This is a genomic window from Actinomadura sp. SCN-SB, from assembly GCF_043906805.1.
GTDB lineage: Bacteria > Actinomycetota > Actinomycetes > Streptosporangiales > Streptosporangiaceae > Spirillospora.
In genome coordinates, this window is sequence record NZ_JBIMPP010000027.1 from 65225 (window position 1) to 85603 (window position 20379).

The 20379-nt window shown below is 72.6% G+C and carries 19 protein-coding genes; 13 read left to right on the plus strand and 6 right to left on the minus strand.

Annotated elements, in window-relative coordinates; all coding sequences use genetic code 11:
• Window positions 1–248: 248 nt before the first annotated feature.
• The 6 genes from ACGWYJ_RS19160 to ACGWYJ_RS19185 all read left to right on the plus strand — a co-directional run bounded on the left by ACGWYJ_RS19160 (window position 249) and on the right by ACGWYJ_RS19185 (window position 4567).
• Window positions 249–947, plus strand: a complete 699-nt coding sequence (locus tag ACGWYJ_RS19160) for a copper homeostasis protein CutC (RefSeq protein WP_395107427.1) — start codon at window positions 249–251, stop codon at window positions 945–947.
• Window positions 948–1020: 73 nt separating this feature from the next.
• Complete coding sequence (locus ACGWYJ_RS19165; protein ID WP_395107428.1) at window positions 1021–1788, plus strand: metallophosphoesterase; 768 nt, start codon at window positions 1021–1023, stop codon at window positions 1786–1788.
• Between the two features lie 48 nt (window positions 1789–1836).
• A complete protein-coding gene (locus tag ACGWYJ_RS19170) occupies window positions 1837–2274 on the plus strand; it encodes an SRPBCC family protein (RefSeq protein ID WP_395107430.1) in 438 nt (145 codons plus the stop codon).
• 81 nt (window positions 2275–2355) lie between these two features.
• On the plus strand, window positions 2356–2796 hold the full coding sequence (locus tag ACGWYJ_RS19175; protein ID WP_395107432.1) for a hypothetical protein: 441 nt from the start codon (window positions 2356–2358) through the stop codon (window positions 2794–2796).
• 72 nt (window positions 2797–2868) lie between these two features.
• On the plus strand, window positions 2869–3813 hold the full coding sequence (locus ACGWYJ_RS19180) for an ROK family glucokinase (protein WP_395107433.1): 945 nt from the start codon (window positions 2869–2871) through the stop codon (window positions 3811–3813).
• A gap of 31 nt (window positions 3814–3844) precedes the next feature.
• Entirely contained in the window at window positions 3845–4567 is a 723-nt protein-coding gene (locus tag ACGWYJ_RS19185) for an endonuclease/exonuclease/phosphatase family protein (protein ID WP_395107434.1), read from the plus strand.
• Window positions 4568–4963: 396 nt separating this feature from the next.
• On the opposite strand, the gene ACGWYJ_RS19190 is transcribed toward ACGWYJ_RS19185, so the two are convergent.
• Window positions 4964–5845 carry a hypothetical protein gene (locus ACGWYJ_RS19190; protein WP_395107435.1) on the minus strand — a complete coding sequence of 294 codons (882 nt, stop codon included), beginning with the start codon at window positions 5843–5845 and terminating at the stop codon, window positions 4964–4966.
• 296 nt (window positions 5846–6141) lie between these two features.
• On the opposite strand from ACGWYJ_RS19190, the gene ACGWYJ_RS19195 reads away from it, so the two are divergent.
• Together ACGWYJ_RS19195 and macS are read left to right on the plus strand one after the other, a co-directional pair.
• On the plus strand, window positions 6142–6858 hold the full coding sequence (locus tag ACGWYJ_RS19195; protein WP_395107436.1) for a lysophospholipid acyltransferase family protein: 717 nt from the start codon (window positions 6142–6144) through the stop codon (window positions 6856–6858).
• A gap of 13 nt (window positions 6859–6871) precedes the next feature.
• On the plus strand, window positions 6872–8029 hold the full coding sequence (gene macS / locus ACGWYJ_RS19200; RefSeq protein ID WP_395107437.1) for a MacS family sensor histidine kinase: 1158 nt from the start codon (window positions 6872–6874) through the stop codon (window positions 8027–8029).
• Here macS and ACGWYJ_RS19205 read toward each other — a convergent pair whose 3' ends face one another.
• A complete protein-coding gene (locus ACGWYJ_RS19205; RefSeq protein WP_395107438.1) occupies window positions 8030–10528 on the minus strand; it encodes an AAA family ATPase in 2499 nt (832 codons plus the stop codon).
• Window positions 10528–11244, minus strand: coding sequence for a hypothetical protein (locus tag ACGWYJ_RS19210; protein WP_395107439.1), 717 nt, complete (start codon window positions 11242–11244; stop codon window positions 10528–10530). The genes ACGWYJ_RS19205 and ACGWYJ_RS19210 overlap by 1 nt, the downstream gene beginning before the upstream one ends.
• Window positions 11245–11420: 176 nt before the next feature.
• On the opposite strand from ACGWYJ_RS19210, the gene ACGWYJ_RS19215 reads away from it, so the two are divergent.
• From ACGWYJ_RS19215 to thiI, 3 genes are all read left to right on the plus strand, one after another.
• Entirely contained in the window at window positions 11421–12059 is a 639-nt protein-coding gene (locus ACGWYJ_RS19215; protein WP_395107462.1) for a response regulator, read from the plus strand.
• Window positions 12060–12248: 189 nt separating this feature from the next.
• Entirely contained in the window at window positions 12249–13274 is a 1026-nt protein-coding gene (locus tag ACGWYJ_RS19220) for a 6-phosphofructokinase (protein WP_395107463.1), read from the plus strand.
• A gap of 245 nt (window positions 13275–13519) precedes the next feature.
• Window positions 13520–14761 carry a tRNA uracil 4-sulfurtransferase ThiI gene (thiI, locus tag ACGWYJ_RS19225; RefSeq protein WP_395107440.1) on the plus strand — a complete coding sequence of 414 codons (1242 nt, stop codon included), beginning with the start codon at window positions 13520–13522 and terminating at the stop codon, window positions 14759–14761.
• A gap of 28 nt (window positions 14762–14789) precedes the next feature.
• On the opposite strand, the gene ACGWYJ_RS19230 is transcribed toward thiI, so the two are convergent.
• From ACGWYJ_RS19230 to aroF, 3 genes are all read right to left on the minus strand, one after another.
• Complete coding sequence (locus ACGWYJ_RS19230; RefSeq protein WP_395107441.1) at window positions 14790–15662, minus strand: DUF5954 family protein; 873 nt, start codon at window positions 15660–15662, stop codon at window positions 14790–14792.
• A 67-nt stretch (window positions 15663–15729) separates the two neighbouring features.
• Window positions 15730–16677 (minus strand): EamA family transporter, encoded by a 948-nt coding sequence (locus ACGWYJ_RS19235; protein WP_395107442.1) that lies wholly within the window; start codon window positions 16675–16677, stop codon window positions 15730–15732.
• Between the two features lie 276 nt (window positions 16678–16953).
• Window positions 16954–18033 carry a 3-deoxy-7-phosphoheptulonate synthase gene (aroF, locus tag ACGWYJ_RS19240; protein ID WP_395107444.1) on the minus strand — a complete coding sequence of 360 codons (1080 nt, stop codon included), beginning with the start codon at window positions 18031–18033 and terminating at the stop codon, window positions 16954–16956.
• Window positions 18034–18306: 273 nt separating this feature from the next.
• Here aroF and ACGWYJ_RS19245 point away from each other — a divergent pair, with 273 nt between their 5' ends.
• Both ACGWYJ_RS19245 and ACGWYJ_RS19250 read left to right on the plus strand, forming a co-directional pair.
• Window positions 18307–18930, plus strand: a complete 624-nt coding sequence (locus tag ACGWYJ_RS19245) for a sulfite oxidase-like oxidoreductase (RefSeq protein WP_395107445.1) — start codon at window positions 18307–18309, stop codon at window positions 18928–18930.
• Window positions 18931–18993: 63 nt separating this feature from the next.
• On the plus strand, window positions 18994–20358 hold the full coding sequence (locus ACGWYJ_RS19250) for a sensor histidine kinase (protein ID WP_395107446.1): 1365 nt from the start codon (window positions 18994–18996) through the stop codon (window positions 20356–20358).
• The last annotated feature ends 21 nt before the right edge of the window (window positions 20359–20379 follow it).

Below are 20379 nucleotides of genomic sequence, written 5' to 3' on the forward strand. Positions count from 1 at the left end.
CGTGAGTAGGAATTCGCTTACCTCGTTGCTCATTTCCCCGCTCACTTTGGCATCGGATATCACCTTGGCCGCCGGTTAACGGTGACGCAAAGTCGGTCCCGGCCGCCCCTGGCCGCGCCGCCGCCGTCGCTAGGCTCGGCCCCGGAGCCGTGGGCGAGGGGGGCCACGGCGCGGCGGGACGTCCGGGACACGTGGGGCGCCGTGCCCTTCGGGGCGCGGGCGGCCTCACCCGACACCTTGGGGGGCTCGTGTCATTGCTTGAGGTCATCGCACTGAGCGCGGACGACGCGCGGGCCGCGCAGGAGGGCGGCGCCGACCGGATCGAGGCGGTCGCCGACATGGCCGCCGACGGGCTGACGCCCGATCCCGACCTCGTCGCCGAGCTGCGCGCCGCCACGTCCCTGCCGATCCGGGTGATGCTGCGGGCCAACGCCGGCTTCCGCACGTCCATCCCCGAGCTGGACCGGCTCCACCGCGCCGCCGACCTGCACCGCCAGGCGGGCGCGGACGGGTTCGTGCTGGGCTTCCTCGATCCGCTCGGCGCGGTGGACACCGGCGCGGTCGGCAAGCTCGCCGCGGTCGTGGCGCCCCTGCCCTGGACGTTCCACCGGGCGCTCGACCACGCCACCGAGCCCGAGCCGGCCTGGCGCACCGTGCGCGACCTGGGCGGGGGCCTGGACACCGTGCTCACCGCGGGCTCGCCGCGCGGCGTGGACGCCGGGGTGGACGCGCTGGTCAGGCGGGCGGCCGAGGGGCCGCGCTCGGCCGGGCTGATCATGGCGGGCGGCGGGCTGCGGCGCAAGCACGTCGCGGTGCTGGCCGCCGCCGGTGTGACCGCCTTCCACGTCGGCACGGCCGTGCGTCCCGACGGATCCTGGGACGCGCCGGTGGACGCTCGCCTCGTACGGGAATGGCGCGCCCTGGTCTCCGCCGCCGCGGGCAGGTAGACCCCTCGGCCTCCCCGCGGGAACCGAGGGGGACAGGCCGGACGAACCGGGCGGCGCGGATTAGAGTTCCCTCATGCGGATCCATGTGGTCAGCGACGTCCATGGCCGCGCCGAGGCCCTGAAGACCGCCGCCGACGGGGCGGACGCGCTCTTCTGCCTGGGCGACCTGATCCTGTTCCTCGACTACTCCGACCACGGCCGGGGCATCTTCGCCGAGCTGTTCGGCCAGGAGAACGCCGACCACCTCATCGACCTGCGCACGCGCAAGCGCTTCGAGGAGGCACGCGCCTTCACCCGGCGGATGTGGGACTCCCTGGAAGGCGGCGCGTGGCCGCACATCGAGAGGGCCGTGCGCCGCCAGTACGCCGAGCTGTTCGCGGCCATGCCGACCCCCGCGTACCTCACCTACGGCAACGTCGACCTGCCGCAGATGTGGGGCGACTACCTGCGCGAAGGCCATCACGTCCTGGACGGCGAGGTGGTCGAGCTGGGCGGGCTCACGTTCGGGTTCGTCGGCGGCGGGCTGCGCACCGAGTACCGCACGCCCTACGAGCTCGACGACGACGTGTACGCCGCCAAGGTCGCCGCGGTCGGCGCCGTCGACGTGCTGTGCTGCCACATCCCGCCCTCCGTCCCCGACCTGCTGTACGACACGGTGGCGCGCCGGTTCGAACGGGGCAGCGACGCGCTGCTGGAGGCGATCCACGAAACCCAGCCCCGGTACGTGCTGTTCGGTCACGTCCACCAGCCGCTGGCGCGCCGCGTGCGCATCGGCCGCACCGAATGTGTCAACGTGGGGCACTTCCGTGGCAGCGGAGTTCCTTACGTTCTGTCGCTGTGACGGATACTTTCCATGGGACGGCACCCGGGCCAGAAGGGCGGAGCATCGATGGCGGACCGCACCAGTTCTTCCATCACCATCGGATCCGGCAAGGCCGAGATCATGGCGGTGATCGCCGATCTCGAGGCGTATCCGAAATGGGCCAGCGGCATCCGCGACTTCACCGTCCTGGAGACCGGTCCCGACGGCCGCGCCGCCCGCGCCCGGCTGACCTTCGACGGCGGCCCGTTCAGCGACACCGTCGGCCTCGCCTACACCTGGGACGGCGACGACGGCGTGCGCTGGGAACTGACCGAGAAGGGCAACGTGGTGACCGGCCTGCACGGCACCTACACCCTCCGGGAGACCGGTGAGGGCACCACGGAGGTCACCTACGAGCTGGCCGTGGACGTCCGGGTGCCCATGATCGGGATGGTCAAGCGCAAGGGCGAGAAGCGGATCATCGACTCGGCCCTCAAGGGCCTCAAACGGCACGTCGAGGGCTGAACCGGCCGCGCGGGCGCTATCCTTCCCCGGGCCCCGGTGCCGGAGCGGGTTTCGTTCCGGCGGCAGATGGACAATGGTGTGATGAACGAGCAGCCAGGCGACCTGCTGGATGAGGCGGTCAAGCTCATCGGGACGCTGCGCAGGCGGTGGAACGACACGGTCGGCGGCGCGGCCGCCGAGCACGCCGCCGGCGGCGACGACCGGGCCGCCGGCGAGGACGTCTGGAGCCGCGCGGTGGCCGAGGCCGGCGCCGCCGAGCGGAGCCGGGAGCGGGAGGCGCCGCCGCGGATCGCGACCGGCGCCGCGGAATGCCGCGACTGCCCGATCTGCCGGGCGATCGCGGTGTCGCGGGAGTCGGGCGCCGACGTCCAGGCGCATCTTCGGGAGGCCATGCGGTCGCTGCTGGCGGCCGCGAGAGAGGTGGCCGCGGCGTACGAACGCACCCGCGGCCCTTGGGGCCCACGGGCCGCCGACCGGCGCGACGCCGGCGGAGGCGCGGACGGCGGGCCCGACGGTGGGTGACATCGGGTTAGTGCAGCAGGCTCGGCTGGCGCAGCAGACTCCGCCAGGCGCCGCGAGGAGGAGGAACCGTACATGGCCCTGACCATCGGCGTTGACGTGGGGGGAACCAAGGTCGCCGCGGGTGTGGTCGACGACCGGGGCACGATCCTGGAGAAGGTCCGCCGGCCCACGCCCTCCACCAACCCCAAGGAGACCGCCGCGGTCATCGCCGAGGTCGTCGACCTGCTCAAGGGGAAGTTCGAGGACGTGTCGGCGGTGGGCCTCGGCACCGCCGGGTTCGTCGACGAGACCCGCTCCACCGTGCTGTTCGCGCCCAACCTGGCCTGGCGCGAGGAACCGATCAAGGCCAAGGTGGAGAAGCTCACCGGACTGCCGGTGGTGGTGGAGAACGACGGCAACGCCACCGCCTGGGGCGAGGCCCGCTTCGGCGCCGGGCGCGAGCACGACTTCATCGTGCTGGTCACGCTGGGCACCGGGATCGGCTGCGGCATCATCATCAACGGGGAGCTGTACCGGGGCCGGTTCGGGATCGGCGCCGAGGTCGGCCACTTCCGGGTCGTCCCCGACGGCCGGCGCTGCGGCTGCGGCAACCGGGGCTGCTGGGAGCAGTACGCCAGCGGCAACGCCCTCGTCCACGAGGCCCGCGACCTGGCCAGGGTGGCCCCGGCCATGGCCGGGCGGCTGCTGGAGCTGGGCGAGGGACGACCCGAAGGGATCAGGGGCCCCGAGGTCACGCAGGCCGCGCGGGAGGGCGACAAGGCCGCGCTGGAATGCTTCCGCACGGTCGGGCACTGGGCCGGGCAGGGCCTGGCCGACCTCACCGCCATCCTCGACCCCGGCGCGTTCATCATCGGCGGCGGGCTGTCCGACGCCGGCGACCTCCTGCTCGACCCCATCCGTGAATCGTTCCAGAACGCGCTCACCGGGCGCGGGCACCGGCCGCTGCCGGAGATCAGGATCGCCGAGCTGGGCTCCGACGCCGGCATCGTCGGAGCCGCCGACCTGGCCAGGACCTGACGGCGGCGCCGTCTCGGGGGAGGAGGGGCCGGTGACGGACGTCCGGCTGCTGACCTACAACGTCCGCGCGCTGAAGGACGATCCGCTCGCGGTGATCCGCGTGATCCGCGGCCTGAACCCGGACGTGGCGTGCCTCCAGGAGGTGCCGCGCTTCCTGCTGTGGCGGCTCAAACGGCTGCGCCTCGCCAAGGCCGTCGGGATGTCCGTCGCCGCGGGACGCCGCCCCGCGGGGCTCGCCGTCCTCGCAGGCCCGCGCGCCCGCGTGGTCCACCGCGAGTTCCACCTGCTGCGCTACTACCCGTTGCTGCACCGCAGGGCCCTCGCGATCGCCGTCCTGGAATTCGGGACCGAACCCGGCACGGGAGAAGGCGCGTCACGCCTCATCACCGCCTGCACCCACCTCGACCTGCAAAGCACGGCGCGCCGCGCCCACACCCGCGAAGTGCTGGACCACCTCGACCGGGCCCGGGAGACCTACCGGGCCCCGGTCGTGGTGGCCGGCGACATCAACGAACAACCCGGCGGCCCCTCCTGGGCACTCCTCGCCGCACGCTTCCAGGACGCCAACGCCGTCGCCCCCACCGGAGAACCCCTCACCTTCACCTCACGCCACCCCCGCCGCCGCATCGACGGCATCTTCGCCGACCCCGCCATCGACGTGCGCGGCTGCGGCGTCCCCACCGACCCCGCCATCGCCACCGACTACCCCAAAGCGACCGATCACCGCCCCGTCCTAGCCGAGCTGCGCTTTTGAGTTTTTTGGCAAGCACGAGCTGCGCTCCTCGCCTGGCGGCTCGTCGCTTGTCGTGCTTGCGGCGATCGCTGCATCGCTCCGACTCGCCCAGGGGCTCGCTGCGCGATCAGGTCCTCGCAAGCTCGGACCTGCCTTCGGTCGCGATCGCGGCGCTTGGGCGCCGTTCGGGGCTGGGGTGACGGGTTGAGGTAGTTGCGTTTGTGGTTATTGGCTAGCACGAGCTGCGCTCCTCGCCTGGGGGCTCGTCGCTTGTCGTGCTTGCGGCGATCGCTGCATCGCTCCGACTCGCCCAGGGGCTCGCTGCGCGATCAGGGTCTCGCTGGCGCTCGCCCCTGCCTTCGGTCGCGATCGCAGCGCTTGGGCGACCGTTCGGGGCTGGGGTGGGTGCGCGGGGGGTCAGACGACGGCGCCGTCGTCGGGGCCGCGGGGTTCGTCGCCCATTCGGAGGACCAGGGTCACGAAGCCGCCGATGAACGCGGCCACGGCCAGGAAGGCGGCGTAGCCCGGCACCTCCCAGTCGAGCACCACCGTGACCAGCAGGTAGAGGGGGCCGCCCACCAGGGCGATCCACGCGCCCTTGGTCAGCGGGTCGGCGCTGGGAAGCGGGGGAGGGGGCGGCGGGACGAAGTGGCCCTCGTCGTCGTCGTCCTCCTCCTCGGCGGCGTCGTCCCCGGTGGCCGGGTGCGCCACGTCCGCCGCCTTGATCACGCGGGCGCGGGGGAGGCGGCCGGTGCGGTCGTCGCCCTCGGCGGGCGGCTCGGGCTCGTCGAGGTTCTCCTGGTCCGGCCAGGGCACCCGGTCGCCCTCGTGGACGGTGTCGAACCCGGCCACGATCTCCGCCCAGACCTCGTCCTCGTCGCGCGGCGCGGGCTTGTCCAGGTCGACGCCGCCGCCGGGCCCCTCGGCGCCGGAGCCCTCGATCAGGTCGGAGTCCAGGAGGTCGCGGTCGCGCAGATCGAGGTCCCGCAGCTCCAGGTCGCGGCGCTCGGAGTCGCGCAGCCGGGTCAGGTGGATGCGCAGGACGCTCTCGGCCGTGGGTTTCATCTCGACGTCCACGTACAGGCGGTCCAGGACGTCCTCGACGCCGTCGGACGCGGGCTGCGCGACCGCGTGCGCGGCCGTCTCCTCGGCGAGCCCGGCCAGTTCCTCGGGGGTGGCGGCGTAGGCCGCCACGCCCGCCTCGCGCAGCGCCGCGAGCATGACGTCGGCCAGGTGCGGGGCGAGGTCGACCAGCGGGGCGTAGCTGTCCGCTGACAGTCCATTGCCACGGCGATTCACGGGGCAGGCTCCTCGGTCATGTCGCTCCGCTCCCCATTGACGTGCGTCCCACGGTATTCGCTGCGCGGCCCGGGACAAGCCCTGGGGCACACCCGATCCCGTTTCCCACTCGAAGAGCCTACGTTCATATCGCCCTCATCGGTGCCCGGCAAGCGCACATGGAGGGAAAGGCGGACCCGGTGGTGTGGGCACGACGGCCGAGGAGTGCGAAGATGTCGCATCATCCCCGTAGGCCGGAGTGTCGGCCGGAGTGTTCGGAACGCGCCTCAGGCAGAGGGCAGAGGAAGGTTGTCGGCATGCTGTGGTTCTGGATCCTCCTCAGGATCGTTCTGTCGCCGATCCTGTACGTGGTGTGGCGTCCCCGGAACTCGGGCATGCGGAACGTCCCCAAACGCGGCCCGGCGATCCTGGTGAGCAACCACCTGTCGTTCGCGGACCATTTCTTCGGGCCGCTGCCGCTGATGCGCCCCATCTTCTTCCTCGGCAAGGCCGAGTACTTCACCGGGAAGGGGATCAAGGGGCTGATCAGCAAGGCGTTCATGACCGGTGTGGGGGTCGTGCCCGTGGACCGTACCGGGGGCAGCGCGGCGGAGGCGGCGCTGGAGACCGGGCTGCGGATCCTCAAGGAGGGCAAGCTGCTGGGCATCTACCCCGAGGGCACCCGCGCGCCCGACAACCGGCTCTACAAGGGCAAGACGGGCGTGGCCCGGCTGGCGCTGAAGTCGAGGGCGCCGGTGATCCCGATGGCGATGCTCAACACCTTCGAGCTGATGCCGTCCGGCAAGCCCCTGTTCAAGCTCGGGGTGCGGCCCGGTGTGAAGTTCGGCGAGCCGATGGACTTCTCCCGCTACTACGGCCACGAGGACGATCCGGAGACGCTGCGGAAGATCACCGACGAGATCATGCAGGCGATCAGGGAGCTGTCCGGCCAGGAGTACGTGGACCGCTACGCCGCCGAGGTCAAGGCCGAGCTGGCGGGGCGGGAGGCGCGTCCCGAAGACGACGACGGCTGATCGCCGCGGCGCCATGGGCCTTGAGGTAGCGCTGTGGCGGGCCGTCGCGTTCTACCGCGTCGCGTCGCTGCTCTACGCGGCGGCGCTCATCGCGATGAACTTCGACGGGTACGCGCACCCGCTGGGCGGCTGGGCCGTCCTCGCCGTGATGGCGCTGTGGACCCTCTACGCCACGTTCGCCTTCAGCGACCCCCGGCGGCGCGGACGTCCGCTGCTGGTCGCGGACCTGGCCGTCGCGTCCGGCTGCGTGCTGGCGACCGCCTGGGTGGAGTCGGCGGCGAACATCGCCGCCGGGCGGCCCACCCTGCCGGTCGCGTGGGTGGCGGCGGCCGTGCTGTCCTGGGCGGTGGAGGGCGGCGGCAAACGCGCCGGAGTGGCGGCCTCGCTGGTGATCGGCGTCGCGAACGTCCTCGTCCACGTGATCGCCGGGATGCCGGGCTCGGTGGGGTCGCGCACCTTCAACGGGATCGTCCTGCTGTTCCTGGCCGGGCTGGTCGTCGGGCACGTGGTCAAGCTCGCCATGGACGCCGAGGCGCGGCTGGCGCGGGCGGTGGAGCTGGAGGCCGCCACCCGCGAACGGGAGCGGCTGGCCCGCCGCATCCACGACTCGGTGCTCCAGGTGCTGGCGATGGTGCGGCGGCGCGGCGCCGAGATGGGCGGTGAGGCGGCCGAGCTGGCCCGGCTCGCGGGCGAGCAGGAGGCCGCCCTGCGCTCGCTGATCGGCGCCGGACCGCCCGCGGCCCCGCGCCGCGCCGGCGGGCCCGCGGACGAGGTGGACCTGCGGACGCTGCTCGACCGCCACGGGTCGCCGTCCGTGACCGTCTCCACCCCCGCCACGCCCGTGCCGCTCGCCGAGCCCGCGGCGCGCGAGGTCGAGGCGGCGGTCGCGGCGGCCCTCGACAACGTCCACCGGCACTGCCCGCGCGGCACCCGCGCCTGGGTCCTGCTGGAGGACGACGGCGATGGCCGGATCACGGTGAGCGTCCGCGACGACGGCCCCGGCATGCCGCGCGACCGCCTCGCCGAGGCCGCGGCGGACGGGCGCCTCGGCGTCGCCCAGTCCATCCGCGGCCGCGTCCGCGACCTCGGCGGCACCGTCACCGTCGACTCCGCGCCCGGCCGGGGCACCGAGATCGAGATGACCGTTCCCCTGACGGGCGGCCACCGCTGATCAGGACCGGCCCTCCGGCACGGGGCTCTTGGCGCTGTCGCGCCGCACCGGCTCGTCCGGGACGGCGGGCAGGGAGAGCCGGACGGGGGTGCGCCCGCGATGCGCGGCCAGCGCCGCCTGGTGGTACTCCTCCAGTTCGCGGGTGAACGCCGGGTCGGCGTAGACGCGCCCGTCGACCAGCGGACCCTCGCGACCCTCGATCACGGCGACCACGTCCTCGCCCTGGAGCGTCTTGTGGGTCTCCAGGGCGTGCGCGACCGCCAGCACCTGGGCCCGGTTCTCCTCCAGGATCCGCTCCACCCGGGCCAGCAGCGTGGCGAGCTGGTCCTCGATCCGGTCGGCGAGCTGCCGCCGCATCTCCTTCTCGGCCTCCTTGGCGCCCTTGCCCCCGCCGCCCGGCGTCCCCATGCCGAGCTGGGACGACACCGCGTGCGACGAGACCGTGGACCCCATGCCCCAGTAGCCCTCCATCAGGGACGCCACCCGGGTCGCCGACTCCAGGTCCCCGGACACGCCCGAGGAGCTGTCGCCGCCGAAGAACATCCGCTCGCCCGACAGCGAGGCCAGCGAGACCAGGATGTCCGCCTCGTACTCGCTGCGCCACTGGGTGAACTGGTCCTCCACCGGGATGCTGGCGACCATCCCCAGGTACTCCGCGCCCTTCTCGATCGTCGCGATGTCGATCTCCAGATGGCGCCGCACCCGGTAGGCGACGACCGCGTGGCATGCCTCGTGCACCGCCGTGGCGTGCCGCTCCCTGTCGTGGTACTCCACGCCCTCGGGCGGCCCCAGGCTCTTGAGCTGCTTGGCCTTCATCACGTCCGCCCAGGTGATGACCTCCCGGCCGGCCCGGATCGCGGTGATCAGCGCCTCGTTCACCAAGTCCTTGATGCCGGCGCCGGTGGCGTACGGGGTGATGGTGGCGAGCTTGTCGATCTCCTCGGGCGTCAGCTCGTGCCTGACCTTGCCGAAGTACCCCTCGTAGGTGCGCACCCGGCCGGCCTTGGACGGGTAGCCCACCTTGTAGATCCGGTCGATCCGGCCGGGGCGCAGCAGCGCCTCGTCCAGGGCCTCCGGCATGTTGGTGGCCATCATGACCAGGATCCGGTACTTCGGCGGCGGCTTGGGCTTCATGCCCAGGAGCCGCCGGACGTAGCGGTTGACGATCCCGCGCGGCTTCTTCAGGCCCGACAGCTCGGTCAGCAGCGCCTGGAGCGTCCCGGTGTCGCCACCGCCCGCGTTCAGCCCTCCGCCCATGAAGAACCTGTCGCGCCACGCCGGTGTCCCGTCCGGCGTCCCGCCCGAGTGGAGCGCGTCCCTGGCGAGCTGCCACCGGGTGTCGGGCGAGAGGTAGGAGAGGCCGTGGCAGCCCGCCGCCGCGAACGCCGCGGGACGGGTGCCCGCCGGACGTCCCCCCGGGCCGACCTGGGCCAGGGCGCCGCGGCGGCCGAGGGAGTCGGCCTCGTCGAAGAAGACGATCACGCCGCCGTAGCGCAGGGCCAGCTTGCGCAGCTTGCGGAACAGCGACTTGACCTTGAGCACCCCGATGCCCATGAACATCTGGATGAACGCGCCGGGGTCGACGAACACGTAGGGGTGGCCCGTCTCGCCCGCGACCGCCTCGGCCATCAGCGTCTTGCCGGTGCCCGGCGGCCCCCACAGCAGGATCCCGCCGGGCACGTACCCGCCCTTGGCCTCGATCTCCTGCGGCTTCTCCAGGAAGACGATGTTCTCCTTGACCCGCTCCAGCACGTGGTCCTGTCCCCACACGTCGCCGAAGCGGGTCTTGATGTCGTCGGGCATGTAGGTGTCCACGCCGCCGCGCGACAGGAACCAGAACAGCCCCACGAACTGGATGATGATGACGAAGAACAGGAAGATGATCTGCAGGAGGAACGGCAGCGCCTCCCACAGCAGCCGGGGCGCCTCGAACAGCGCCAGCGCCGGTGAGGTGTCCAGCACCTTCCCGGCGACCACGGCGAACACCGCGATCCAGAACAGCCAGACGGTGGCCCGCCACACCCGGAACCGCGTCCACGGGGAGAACCGCCGGTGCGTGTACCGCTCGAACCCGCCGAAGACGCGGTGCGTCCAGAACCGGTGGTAGCCGCTGGAACGCTCGCTGATCAGGAAGTGGCCCTGCCGGATCAGCTCCAGCCCGAGGAGGACGAACACCCAGGACGCGGCCCGGGACTGCTCGCGCATCGCGTCCACGAACGGCAGCAGCGGGTTGTCCGCCATCGCCGCCCACACCAGGATGAACCACACCACGGTGAGGAGCAGCGGGTACTTGATCCGGTCCCACGGCGCCGGCCGCGGACGGGTGGGCCCGGCCGTCCGGGCAGACTTGACCAGCGAGACCTTGGGTCTCTCTCCCCAGACGACCTCCGGGTAGGCGAATCCCGAGAGGAACGTCGAGGTGAGCCGGAGACCGCGCCGGAGGAGGGACTCGGCGGGAGGGGTCTGGGAGGCGCCGCCGCGCCGCCGCCGGAAGATCATCAGTCGTTCCTCACCGTGAAGGACCGGGCGATCGCGTCCAGCTCGGCGGCCCGCTGGTGGAAGCAGCGCGTCGAGCATCGCAGCACCATGACGTACAGCCGCCCGGCGTCGCTGACGTAGGCGGTGACGTCGAAGGTCTGAAGGTCCGGGCTGGTCGGGAGCCGGTAGTTGAAGGTGGTGCGCACGCCGCGCAGCCCGCCGCCGGGGGTGAGCACCTGGTCGCGGGTCAGCTCGAAGCCGGCGAGCTGCCCGCCGCGCTGCGCGAGCTCGGCCCGCCCGTTCTCGGTGACCGGGAGGAAGGTGTCGCGCAGCATGTCGAGCGACACCGCGTCCTGCTCCTTCTTGGACAGCGGGCGGACGACGGCCCAGACGAACGGCTGGTCGCTGGCGACCCCGTACAGGTGGGTGGGGTGCGGTACCTCGTGCGCGTCGTAGGCGACCGACCAGACGAGCCGCGGCCTGGCGCGGGCGGCGGCGGAGTCGGGGTCGTCGGCGCTCAGGATGCCGTCGAGGGTCCGCTGGTCGATCCGGTGCCACTCGGAGGGGACCTTGAAGTAGGTCTTCTGCTCCGAGTTCTTGACGTAGTGGTAGTCGGGCGATCCGCAGCCGGACAGCGCGAGGGGCAGGACGGCGGCGAACGCGAGCGGCGTGAGGAGTCTGGACGGCGTCACCGGCGAGGACCGGCGGGGGTGAACGCGGATGGGGCCTCGTGCCATGAGGGCTCCGCGGGGGGCTGAGGGACCTGGGGCTTTTGCTTGAATTATGCCCCGAAACGCGTATTACACCCCTATCCCGTTTCCATTACGCGGTTATCTCGGTGACCGGCACCGGTCTTAGGCTGGTCCGCGTGACCGACACCCCGGACGGCGCCCCGGCCCCCTCGTACCGCGTCATGGTCGTGGACGACCACCCGATGTGGCGCGACGCCGTGGCCCGCGACCTGGCCGAGGCAGGGCACGAGGTGGTCGCGACGGCGGGGGAGGGCCGCGCCGCCGTCCGGATCGCCGCCGCGGCCGGGCCCGAGGTGGCCGTGGTCGACCTGCGACTGCCCGACATCAGCGGCGTCGAGGTGACCCGCCTGCTGGCCGCCGCCGATCCGCCGGTGCGGGTGCTGGTGCTGTCGGCCAGCGGCGAGCGGCAGGACGTCCTGGACGCGGTCAAGGTCGGCGCCACCGGCTACCTGCTCAAGTCGGCGGGGCGGGAGGAGTTCCTGGACGCCGTGCGCCGTACCGGCGAGGGCGACGCGGTCTTCACCCCGCGCCTGGCCGGGCTCGTCCTCGGCGAGTACCGGCGGCTCGCGTCCGCTCCGGACCGGCCCGGCGACGACGCGCCGCGGCTCACCCAGCGCGAGCGGGAGGTGCTGCGGCTGGTCGCCAAGGGCCTGACCTACCGGCAGATCGCCGAACGGCTCGTCCTGTCGCATCGCACCGTGCAGAACCACGTCCAGAACACCCTGGGCAAGCTCCAGCTCCACAACCGCGTCGAGCTGGTCAGGTACGCGATCGAGAAGGGCCTGGACCGGGACGGCTGACCCCGGCGGCTGGACTCGGCCAAGGCGGGGTGAACTCTGTGTCCAGGCGCTGCGCGAACGGCCTGGAGGCGGGCACGATGGTGCTGAGGCGAAGTGGCCCGGCGAAGGCCGGGGAGCCACTATGGTCTAGACCAATAGTGTCGGCCCGTGGGATCAAGGAGAAGCCCCGTGTCTGGTGAGGGAGAGGGCATGCGCGTCGGAGTGCTGACCGGGGGCGGTGACTGCCCCGGCCTGAACGCCGTCATCCGCGCCGTGGTGCGCAAGGGCGTGCAGGTCTTCGGCTATGAGTTCGTGGGCTTCCGGGCGGGCTGGAGGGGCCCGCTGGAGGGCGACACCATGGCCCTCGACGTCGAGACGGTGCGCGGGATCCTGCCCCGCGGAGGCACCATCCTCGGCTCGTCCAGGACCAACCCCATCAAGGTGGACGGCGGGATCGAGCGGATCAAGGACAACCTGGCCGGTCTCGGCGTGGACGCCCTGATCGCCATCGGCGGCGAGGACACCCTCGGCGTCGCCCGCGAGCTGTACGACAACGGCGTCAACGTGGTCGGCGTGCCCAAGACCATCGACAACGACCTCAACGCCACCGACTACACCTTCGGCTTCGACACCGCCGTCAACATCGCGATGGAGGCCATCGACCGGCTGCACACCACCGCCGAGAGCCACCACCGCGCGCTGATCTGCGAGGTGATGGGGCGGCACGCGGGCTGGATCGCGCTGCACGCGGGAATGGCCGCGGGCGCCAACGTGATCCTCATCCCCGAGCAGCCGTTCGACATCGACAAGGTCGTCGCCTACGTGGAGAGCCGGTTCAAGACCCGCTACGCGCCGATCATCGTGGTGTCCGAGGGCGCCCACCCGGTGAACGGCCAGATGCAGCTCCAGACCGTCGAACGCGACTCCTTCGGCCACGTCCGGCTGGGCGGCATCGGGCAGCGCCTGGCCGACGAGATCGAGAAGCGCACCGGCAAGGAGGCCCGCGCCACCGTCCTCGGCCACATCCAGCGCGGCGGCACCCCCACCGCGTTCGACCGCGTCCTCGCCACCCGCTTCGGCCTCCAGGCCATCGACGCCGTGCGCGACGGCGACTTCGGCAAGATGGTCGCCCTGCGCGGCACCGACATCGTCCGCGTCGGCCTGGACGAGGCCACCAAGGAACTCAAGACCGTCCCGATCGAACGCTATGAGGAGGCCGAGGTGTTCTTCGGCTGACCCCGGCGCCCAGGAGCGCCGCCCGCGCCCGCCATGAACACTCGCACCCACCTCGGCCCGTGACCCCAGCCCGGACGGCGCCTAAGCGTTGCGATCGCGTCCGAAGGCAGATTCGAGCGGAGCGAGAATCTGATCGCGGAGCGAGCCTCCGGGCGAGTCGAAGCGATGCGGCGATCGCCGCAGCCGCGACCAGCGACGAGCCGCCAGGCGAGGAGCGCGGCTCGCGGATGCAATAGACTGGGGCCATGCCGCAGCTTGAGGTCGCGACCGTCGTCGCCGGCGGGCCGGCCGCCGTCCCGCCGGTGGACGGTGAGCCGTGCGTGCTGATCAAGCTGGGGGAGGTCGTCCTCAAGGGCAAGAACCGGGAGCGGTTCGAGCGGCGGCTGGCCGACAATCTGCGTGACGCGGTGCGGCCCATCGCCCGGGTGGACGTGATCCGCCGGCACGGGGTGATGGTCGTCCGTACCAAGGACGCGACCGTCGAGAAGGTCGATGCCCTGGCCGAGCGGATCACCGATGTGATGGGCATCGTGTGGGCGCACCGCGCCTGGCGGGTCGGCAAGGATCCCGAGAGCGTGGAGCGGGCGGCGCTGGAGCTGATGGCGGGGCGCGAGGGCACCTTCGCGGTGCGCTCGCGGCGCCGCGACAAGCGGTTCCCGCTGACGTCGACCGAGCTCGACCGGAAGGTGGGGGCCGCCATCGGCGACCGGTACGGGCTGAAGGTCCGGTTGAAGGACCCCGACCACACCGTCTCCATCGAGATCGACCGGGACGAGGCGTTCGTGTTCTCCGGCGGGCTGCCGGGCCAGGGCGGGCTGCCCGTGGGGATGAGCGGCCGCGGCCTGGTGCTGATGTCGGGCGGCATCGACTCGCCCGTGGCCGCGTACCGGATGATGCGGCGCGGCCTGCGGGTGGACTACCTGCACTTCTCGGGGATGCCCTTCACCGGCCCCGAGTCGATCTACAAGGCGTACGCGCTGGTCCGCGAGCTGGACCGGTTCCAGGGCGGGTCGCGGCTGTTCGTGGTGCCGTTCGGCAAGGCGCAGCAGCAGATCAAGTCGTCGGGCGCGGACCGGCTCGCGGTGATCGCCCAGCGCCGGCTGATGCTGCGCACCGGCGAGGTGCTGGCCCGCAGGCTGGGCGCGGGCACCCTCATCACGGGGGACGCGCTGGGCCAGGTCAGCAGCCAGACGCTGACCAACATCACCGCCTTGGACGATGCCGTGGAGATGCCGATCCTGCGGCCGCTGATCGGCATGGACAAGAGCGAGATCATGGATCAGGCGCGCAGGGTCCGGACGCTGGCGATCTCCGAGCTGCCCGATGAGGACTGCTGCACGCTGCTGGCCCCCCGCCGCGCGGAGACCAGGGCCAGGATCGACGACCTGCGGCAGATCGAGAAGCGGCTCGACGTGGGCGAGCTGGCCGATCAGCTGGCCGAATCCGTCCAGGAGCACCGCCCGGTCTACGGCGACGCCGCGGCCTGAGCGCGGCGCGGCCTCAGCGCGGCCTGCCTCAGCGCGGGTCGGCGTCGGACGGGCGGGGCGGCTCGGGCCCTTCCGGGCCCATCAGCGTGAGCCGTTCGAGCCGGACGATGCGGAAGCGGCGTCCCGCCACGGCGATCCCGTTGCGGCGTGTCGAGTCCGCCATCAGCGTGGCCGCGTCGGCGTATTCGGCGAGTTCGGCTTCGCCGGGGTGTTCCACGGCGGGGACGACGTGCCGGAAGTAGGTGGCGAGCGAGTCCCGCGCCCGCTGGGGCGTGTCGTGGAGCCGTCCCACCGGCCGCCAGCGCCCATCGGAACGTTCCGCGACGGTGAACGCCGGGGCCAGTCGCACCGGCGTCAGGTACGCGCTTGCGGGCTCGTTGCCGGCCCGCGCCGCCGCGTCCAGGAGCTGGCACAGCAGTTCGGACGTCGCGAAGTCGGGGGCGGGCATGCCGTCTCCGATCCGGTCGTACGGGCGGTGGCGCGGCATCCGGTGGTCGCCGGGACGCGGGTCGAAGTCGGTGGGACGCGGCGGCTCGGGGCCGTCCGGACCGGTCCGCACCAGCTGTTCGATCCGCACCAGGCGAAACCGCCGTCCCCCGACGGTGACCTCGTCCAGCGGCTCGCCGGACCGCAGCCGCCGCGTCACGGGCGGCTCGGCCCCGGCGGTGTCCTCCAGATGGTCGGCGAGCAGCTCCCTGGCGCCTTGGGGGAGCGGGTCGCAGGGGCAGACCACCTGCCAGCCCCCGTCGACCCGCTCCGCGGCCGTGAACAGCGCGCCGACCGCCACCAGCTCGGGGTAGGCCGCGATGGAACGGCAGGCGTCGGCGAGCGTCACCGCCGCCACCGGATCGACGCCCGCGAGATCCTGAGGGAACAGCCGCCCCCCGTCGCCCTCTGTCATGCCGGACATCATCCCGGCTGTGTTCGATTTTGCAAGCGCGGAGCGCACTTCCGGCATGCCATGGGTGTCACCGGCGGGCGGGACGGACCAGGACCAGGAGGCTCGCGGCCAGCAGGGCCAGGCCGGCGAGGGCCGTGACGCCCAGGCGTTCGTCCAGCACGGCCATGCCCAGGACCGCCGCGATGGCGGGCTCGGCCAGCGTCAGCGTCGTGGCCGTGGTCGCGGGTGTGGTCCGCAGCCCTCGCGCGAACAGGACGTAGGCGCACGCCGTCGTGATCACGCCGAGGTAGACCGCGATCAGCGTGCCCCTGCCCGAGAACGCCCAGCCGGGGTCGCCCGCCAGCAGGACGGGCAGCAGCAGGACCGCGGCCACACCGAACATCGCGCCCGCGACGGCCCGGTCCTGCTCGCCCCGGTCGATGAGGCCGGACGCCAGCGTCGCGTACACCGCGTACGACAGGCCCGACAGCAGGGCCAGGCCGATGCCGGCCGGTTCGGCCCCGGCGTCCTCACCGCCGAGGATCAGCGCCGCGCACCCCGCGACGGCGCCCGAGGTGGCCAGCGCCCACCGGACGTCGATCGCCGAGCGCCCGAGGATCAGGCCCAGCGCCCCGGCGAACGCGGGCGCGCTGCCGATGGTGACGACCGTGCCGATCGCCACCCCGGTGCGGGCGGCGGCGGTGAAGAAGGCGGTCTGGTACGCCGTCACCGCGACACCGCCCACGGCCACCAGCGCCAGGCCGCGGCCGGACCGCAGCAGGCGGCGCAGCCCCGCGCCGCGTCCCGCGAGGGAGGCGAACAGCACCAGCAGCATCCCGCCCATGACGATGCGGACCGCGGCTATCGAGACGTTGGTCGCCTCGGGGACGAACGTGCGCACCGTACCGGTCGTGCCCCACAGGGAGGCCGCCACCAGGATCACGGCGCTCCCGCTCAGCGGCCGGGACGCCGGATGGGCAGGCGCGCCCTGCGCGTCCTTGGAAGCGCGCAGGGAAGAGACAGATCGGGGAGACACTGGAGAACGCTCCTGAACTCGAATCGGAAGGAGGATCCGTATTCGGGGCGCAGGAGCTCAGGACCGGGCGTTCCTTCGCCGGGTCCTCAGGAACTCAGAAGCTCAGCACGCAGCCGCCGCGCCCCATCAGGCGCGGGGCGGCCCGCAGTTGGGCGTCCAGTACTCCACGAAAAGCGACGGTATCACCCGTTCACCACCCGCGATCAGGGGCCCCGCCCGCCTGACCCGTGAGACCGAGGCCAGGGGGCGGAGCGCCCCGCTCCACAGGGGCGGGTCCTACGAGTGGAGGGACGCGGCTGCCGTGTCCTGAGAACCGTGGGGGGACGGCTCGCCCTCTGCCACCGCGAGCCTCCTGTTCACCAGCGGGGGGAGGTCCCTCACGGCCTTCGCCAGCTCCCGGAGGTCGCCGTCCACGAGGGCCTGGGGGCCGTCGCAGAGCGCGGTCTCGGGGTGCGGGTGGACGTCGATGATGACGCCGTCCGCGCCCACGGCGATCGCCGCCCGGGTCAGGGGGAGGACGAGGTCGCGGCTGCCGCCCGAGTGGGACGGGTCCACGATCACCGGCAGGTGGGAGAGGCGCTGCGCGACGGGGACCGCGGAGATGTCCAGGGTGTTGCGGGTGGCCCTCTCGAAGGTGCGGATGCCGCGTTCGCACAGCACGATGTCGAGGTTGCCGCGCTGCGCGATGTACTCGGCGGCCATCAGCCACTCCTCGATGGTGCCGCTCATGCCGCGCTTGAGCAGCACCGGCTTGCCCGACTCGCCCGCCGCCTGGAGCAGCGGGAAGTTCTGGGCGTTGCGGGTGCCGATCTGCAGCATGTCGGCGTACGAGGCGACCAGGTCCACGTCCTTGGCGTCCACCACCTCGGTGACGACGGGCATGCCGGTCACCTCCCGCACGTCCGCGAGGATGCGCAGGCCGGCCTCGCCCAGCCCCTGGAAGGCGTACGGGGAGGTGCGCGGCTTGAACGCGCCGCCGCGCAGCAGCGTGGCCCCGGCGGCCTGCGCCATCTGCGCGGCCTCCAGGGTCTGCTCGGGGGTCTCCACCGCGCACGGCCCGGCGATCAGCGTCATGGTGCCCGGCCCGATCGGCACGCCGCCGACCCGCACCACCGAGCGCTCGGCGTGGTTCTCCCGGCTGACCAGCTTGTAGGGCACCGAGATCCGGATGACGTCGCCGACCCCGCTCATCCCGCGCAGATTGAGCGTGCCGAACTGCTCGATGTCGCCGACCAGCCCGACGATGGTGCGCTCCACGCCGCGGCTGACGAACGCGTCGCCGCCCGCCGTCTCGACCAGTGAGACGACGGCCGTGATATCGGCCTCGGTGGCGTCCGGGGACATGACGACGACCATGGTTCTTGCCTCTCCTCGACGTGCGGGACTCCCGTCCGGTCCCGCCGGCCAATCCTCCAGAGACGACGAAAGCCCCGGGCCGTGAGGCCCGGGGCTTCTCCGCCTGTCAGGTCTGTCAGCGCAGCGTCTGGCAGACCAGCCTCCCGGGCCGGTCGAGCCAAAAGAAATACGTCGTGCCGCGCATGGATGACACCCTAACCGATCGCGGGCCGTGCCCCGGAGGGAGGGGCCGAATATGGCTCAGCTCACTGCGGGTGGCAGTATGGCGCCGTCATGTCCCCACCACCCGAAGAGCCCACCGAGGGCCGGAGGCTCCCACCAGGGCAGTACGTTCCCCGCGGCTGGCCGGTGCTCCACTACGGCCCCGTGCCGAAGTTCCGTCCGGCGGACTGGGACTTCCGGGTGTTCGGCGCGACCGCGTCGGGCGGCCAGCACGCCTGGACCTGGGACGAGTTCGACGCGCTGCCCCGCACCAGGGCGATCGCCGACTTCCACTGCGTCACCAAGTTCACCATCCCCGACAACGAGTGGGAGGGGGTCGCCGGCTCGGCCATCATCGAGCTGGCCCCGCCGGACCCGGCCGCCACGCACGTGATGGTGTGGGCGGAGTACGGCTACAGCGCCAACCTCCGGATGCTCGATTTCCTGGCCGAGGGCACCCTGTTCGCCACCCACCGCAACGGCGAGCGGCTCACCCCCGACCACGGGTTCCCGATCCGCCTGGTCGTCCCGCACCTGTACGCGTGGAAGAGCGTCAAGTGGGTGCGCGGCATCGAGTACATGGTCAAGGACCGCAGGGGCTTCTGGGAGGAACGCGGCTACCACAACGTGGCCGACCCCTGGCGCGAGCAGAGGTACTCCTACCAGGAGGACGCCGACGAGTCCCCGCCTCTGTGAACACGCGCCGATTGCGGTGGTTGTGCGGGCATGGGCGTCACCGGGACATTACTGTTTGTTTCCATGCCGACACCCTCCGTGCTCGATGTGGTGATGTGCGGGACGCTCATGGCGTTCGTCGCGGGATGCGCAGCGGCATGGTGTCGGCGGGTGTCGCGGCTCGGTTCGGACGACATCACCGACGAGACCACGTTCGCGACACTGCACACCATCTCCCGTGCCTCGCCCGCGCTGCGGGGCGGCCTGACCCGCGAGTCGGCACGCCGGGCGGCGCGTGACCTGCGGGCCCTGCTCGGCGCCGAGGCCGTCGCCGTGGTCGCGGCGGACCCGTCCCCCGCGCCGGACGCGACCCGCGAAGGACACGGGCGGGAGGCGCGGCGGGGCCGCCTGCTGGCCTGGGCCGGGTCGGGCGACGACGGGCACCCCACGGACGTGCTGGGCCACGCGGCGCCAGTGCTGGCCACCGGCCGGGCCCGGGTGATCACGTCGAAGTCCGCGGGCTGCTGTGACGGGCCGTGCCGCCTGCGCGCCGCCGTGGTGGCGCCGCTCTCCGTCGAGGGGCGGATCCAGGGCGCCCTGGTCGCGTACGGTACGAGCGCGTCCCCGGCACGCGTCCGGGCCGTCGCGGAGGTGGCCCGCTGGATGTCGGGCCAGCTGGAGCTGGCCGAGCTCGACTCGTCCCGCGACCGGCCGGCCGAGGCGGAGATGCGGGCGCTGCGGGCCCAGATCTGCCCGCATTTCCTCTACAACTCGCTGACGGCCATCGCCTCGTTCGTCCGGACGGATCCCGGGCGCGCCCGCGACCTGCTGCTGGACTTCGCCGACTTCGCCCGCTACTCCTTCCGGACCCCGCGCGACTTCACCACGCTCGCCGAGGAGCTGGACTCGATCGACCGTTACCTGCTGCTGGAGCGCGCCAGGTTCGGCGACCGGCTCCAGTGCACGGTGGACGCGGCGCCCGAGGTACTGCCGGTGACCCTGCCGTTCCTGTCGCTGCAGCCGCTGGTGGAGAACGCGATCCGGCACGGGATGAACGGCGCCCGGGGCAAGGCGCCGTTCCACGTCCGGATCGTCGCGCGCGACGCCGGGGAGGAGGCGGCGATCAGCGTCGAGGACGACGGCGCCGGCATGGACCCGGCCTGGCTGCTGGAGAACCTCGCCGGGGGAGCCGGCGCCGTCCGTCCCCGTGCCCCCGCCCACGGGCCCGGCCACGGGACGGACGGCGGCGAGGGGCGGGCGCTCGGCATGGCCGTCCGGTGCGAACGGGACCACGGCGGCGGAGCGGGCCTCGGCCTGGCCAATGTGGACGAGCGGATGCGGCAGTTGTACGGGGACGCCTTCGGCCTGATCGTCGAGACCGGAATCGGGGCGGGCACGAAGGTCAGCCTGAGGGTTCCCAAGAACCGGGCGAGCCTCGTCCCCGAGTGACCGGGTCCCCCTCGCCGATTC

Bases quoted from the DNA above. Each gene is read 5' to 3' on its own strand.
- ACGWYJ_RS19165 (WP_395107428.1), top strand. From the start codon at position 1,021: ATGCGGATCCATGTGGTCAGCGACGTCCATGGCCGCGCCGAGGCCCTG.
- ACGWYJ_RS19170 (WP_395107430.1), top strand. From the start codon at position 1,837: ATGGCGGACCGCACCAGTTCTTCCATCACCATCGGATCCGGCAAGGCC.
- ACGWYJ_RS19175 (WP_395107432.1), top strand. From the start codon at position 2,356: ATGAACGAGCAGCCAGGCGACCTGCTGGATGAGGCGGTCAAGCTCATC.
- ACGWYJ_RS19180 (WP_395107433.1), top strand. From the start codon at position 2,869: ATGGCCCTGACCATCGGCGTTGACGTGGGGGGAACCAAGGTCGCCGCG.
- ACGWYJ_RS19195 (WP_395107436.1), top strand. From the start codon at position 6,142: ATGCTGTGGTTCTGGATCCTCCTCAGGATCGTTCTGTCGCCGATCCTG.
- macS (WP_395107437.1), top strand. From the start codon at position 6,872: ATGGGCCTTGAGGTAGCGCTGTGGCGGGCCGTCGCGTTCTACCGCGTC.
- ACGWYJ_RS19205 (WP_395107438.1), bottom strand. From the start codon at position 10,528: ATGATCTTCCGGCGGCGGCGCGGCGGCGCCTCCCAGACCCCTCCCGCC.
- ACGWYJ_RS19210 (WP_395107439.1), bottom strand. From the start codon at position 11,244: ATGGCACGAGGCCCCATCCGCGTTCACCCCCGCCGGTCCTCGCCGGTG.
- ACGWYJ_RS19215 (WP_395107462.1), top strand. From the start codon at position 11,421: ATGGTCGTGGACGACCACCCGATGTGGCGCGACGCCGTGGCCCGCGAC.
- ACGWYJ_RS19220 (WP_395107463.1), top strand. From the start codon at position 12,249: ATGCGCGTCGGAGTGCTGACCGGGGGCGGTGACTGCCCCGGCCTGAAC.
- thiI (WP_395107440.1), top strand. From the start codon at position 13,520: ATGCCGCAGCTTGAGGTCGCGACCGTCGTCGCCGGCGGGCCGGCCGCC.
- ACGWYJ_RS19230 (WP_395107441.1), bottom strand. From the start codon at position 15,662: ATGACAGAGGGCGACGGGGGGCGGCTGTTCCCTCAGGATCTCGCGGGC.
- aroF (WP_395107444.1), bottom strand. From the start codon at position 18,033: ATGGTCGTCGTCATGTCCCCGGACGCCACCGAGGCCGATATCACGGCC.
- ACGWYJ_RS19245 (WP_395107445.1), top strand. From the start codon at position 18,307: ATGTCCCCACCACCCGAAGAGCCCACCGAGGGCCGGAGGCTCCCACCA.
- ACGWYJ_RS19250 (WP_395107446.1), top strand. From the start codon at position 18,994: ATGCCGACACCCTCCGTGCTCGATGTGGTGATGTGCGGGACGCTCATG.